This window comes from Streptomyces glaucescens, assembly GCF_002154375.1.
GTDB classification, from domain to species: Bacteria; Actinomycetota; Actinomycetes; order Streptomycetales; family Streptomycetaceae; genus Streptomyces; species Streptomyces glaucescens.
The window spans coordinates 1-2,690 of the sequence record NZ_MUND01000612.1 but is presented as its reverse complement, the minus strand read 5'-3'; the positions used below and the strand labels follow the sequence as shown (position 1 = coordinate 2,690).

Below are 2,690 nucleotides of genomic sequence, written 5' to 3'. Positions count from 1 at the left end.
CGTACGCGGAAGGGGCACCCCGTGACCGGGGTGCCCCTTCGCGTACGTGAGTGCCTGCGGTGGGTGTGGGATTTGAACCCAGGTGACATAGCGGACCTGCCACAACCTGCCGGCCTCCGGCCTCCCGCGGAATCCGTGTTCATAGGACGTGTTGCTCGCCAATCGGCTTCCGATCGACGCACACTGAAGTTCTTCATCACAGTCCGTGGAAAAGGAGTCCAGATGGCAAGCCAGCCCATTCTTTTGTTCGACGGCGACTGCGGTTTTTGTAGCCGAACAATTCAGATTGTTCGGCGCACCGTTCAGCCGCGTGTGCAATTCATCCCCTGGCAGTACGCCGACCTCGCCGCCCTGGATGTCACCGAAGACCGTGCCGACCGCGAAGTCCTTTGGATCAGCCCTGTGGGCGGCAAGGTCTACGGTGGACCGCGTGCCCTGTCCGCTGTGCTGATGTGCGGACGAAGGCGCTGGTGGTGGCTCGGAATCGTCCTTCGGCTGCCGCCTGTCAACTGGATGGCCGGAGGCGTCTACCGGGTGGTCGCGAAGAACCGCCATCGCCTGCCGGGCGGCACGGTCACCTGCTCTCTCCCGGCGCATATGCGAGGAGAATCGGAGCGCTGACCCCTACTTCAGTGAGGGCTGCGGCGGTACCGCTGCGGGCGTTGTCCCGACCAGGGCTTCGGCTCCCATGCCACCTGTGCGCCGCACGACGCGCCGCCCCAGCCGTCCCAGAGCGCGGTAGAAGCGGTCCGGCAGGAACGCGGCATCGGCGACGATCATTGCACCGGAGAAAAGCGGCAGCCCCATGAGCAACGCGATATTGACGTGCATGCCGAACAAAAGAAGCAGGACGGGGTATTTCATCCTGCTGAACAGGGTGAACGGAAAGGCGACCTGCACCAGCACCGTCAGGTAGGCGACGACGGCGATCAGCACCTGGTGGCCGGCGATCATCTGGGACAGTTCCGGCCAGGGCCGGAACAGGTCGATGTTCAGGACGTAGTGAAGGGCGGTGCCATCGCCCCACTTCGCGCCCTGCACCTTGTACAGGCCCGCGCATCCGTAGAGAAAGCAGACCTGCGCGGCGATGACGAACATGCCGCAGTTGTGCAGCACGGTGGTCAGGATGACGCGGGCGCCGCCGAGATGGTGCCGGAGGTCTCCGCTCTGCGGGCCTGCGGTCCTGCCCGCCGACGTCTGGAGCCGGGTCCTGCGGGCGTCGAGGGACCAGCGCCTACCGCACGCGACGAAGACGAGGTAGACAGCCATGAGAACCATGAGGTTGTCCCCGCCGTCGGCCATGTAGATCGCCCTGGCGTGGAACGACACCACCACGACCGCGAACAGCACGGACACCGCCCGCGTCCGCCAGCCCAGCAGGAACAGCGCACACGTCACCAGGGCCACGGCGTAGCAGACCTCGAAGTACACGCGGCTGTCGGACAGGGTGAGGACACTGACCCACCCGCTCTGGTCGAACATCTGCCTGGCCAGCGCGGGCGTCCAAGGTGCATCCGGGCCCCACATGTCGTGGCGGTGGGGAAACTCGCGGAGCAGGAAGACGAGATAGAGCAGTCCGTACCCGATGCGCAGCACCGCCGCCGCGTACAGGGACACCGGCCGCTCGGTCAGGAGTGCCACGAGCACCTGGGCCCCGTCGAGCACACGCTGCGGCATGCGAACGGCTGCTCGTTCGAGTGCCCGAGCCGATGCGCGGCGGTCATGACGCCGTACCGGTCGGCGACCCAGGTTCCATGCGAAGCCCGAAGGTCGTGCGGAGTCACGTCAGTGAGCCCGGCCGCCGCGACGGCGGGGTCGAAGTAGGCCTTGCGCCACTGGTTGTAGCGCGACGGCTTGCCCGCGGGCGTGGTGAACAACAGCGCGTCGCTTCCTCCGGGCAGCTCTTCGAGGTATGACCCGAGCCGCTTCGCCAGCGAGGGTGCCAGCCGCAGAACCCGCTTCTGATGCGACTTGGGGGTGTCGAAGACGAGGGAGCCGTTCGCTTCGGCCAGGTTCTCGTCGACCAGGAGGAAGCCGCCGGCGGTGTCCACGTCCGAGCGCCGAAGGGCGAACGCCTCCCCCACCCGCAGGCCTGCAAAGGCAAGCAGCGCGATCAACAGATCATGCGGCCTCTCCGCGCTGCGGACGATGCGTGAGGCTTCCAGCGGCGTGACGATGTGCGGTTCGGTCTGCGGCATGCGCGGGAGTCGTACGCCTCGGCAGGGAGTCTGCGGGATCAGGTCGTTGTCCACGGCCGATGCCATGATCTGCGACAGCACCCGGTACGCCTGACGGATACGCGAAGCGCTCAACCCCTCAGTACGCATCGCGGCCACCCATTCAGTGACCGTGATCGGCCGCAGACTCGACAGCTCACGATCACCGAGCGCCGGATTGATCCGCGAGTTGATCAGAGACCGGTACGACGCCTGCGTCTTGTGCTTGAGCTGCGGAGCAATGGCAGCCAGCCAGCGGGCGGCCCAGTCGCGGACAGTCGTCTGTCCCTCAACAGGGTCGAGCCAGCGGCCCTCTTCTATCTCGATGCGCTTCCGCATGAGCCACCGGTCGGCATCCGTTGTCGTGGCGAACGTCCGATCGGCAGGCCGCAGGACGCCGTCCGGGCCGGGGTAGCGGGCTTGGTAGCGGCCGGACGGAAGCTTTCGAACGCGGCCGAACGTTCGGCGAGACCT

At 66.5% G+C, this 2,690-nt stretch carries 3 protein-coding genes; 1 reads left to right on the top strand and 2 read right to left on the bottom strand.

What is annotated here, in order from left to right; all coding sequences use genetic code 11:
- Positions 1–222 precede the first annotated feature (222 nt).
- Positions 223–621, top strand: a complete 399-nt coding sequence (locus CCN42_RS33045) for a thiol-disulfide oxidoreductase DCC family protein (protein WP_086741091.1) — start codon at positions 223–225, stop codon at positions 619–621.
- A 3-nt stretch (positions 622–624) separates the two neighbouring features.
- On the opposite strand, the gene CCN42_RS33040 is transcribed toward CCN42_RS33045, so the two are convergent.
- Positions 625–1,677 (bottom strand): HTTM domain-containing protein, encoded by a 1,053-nt coding sequence (locus CCN42_RS33040; protein WP_086741090.1) that lies wholly within the window; start codon positions 1,675–1,677, stop codon positions 625–627.
- The coding region (locus CCN42_RS33035; RefSeq protein WP_086741093.1) for a tyrosine-type recombinase/integrase at positions 1,629–2,690 on the bottom strand (1,062 nt) is incomplete at its 5' end. The genes CCN42_RS33040 and CCN42_RS33035, both read right to left, overlap by 49 nt.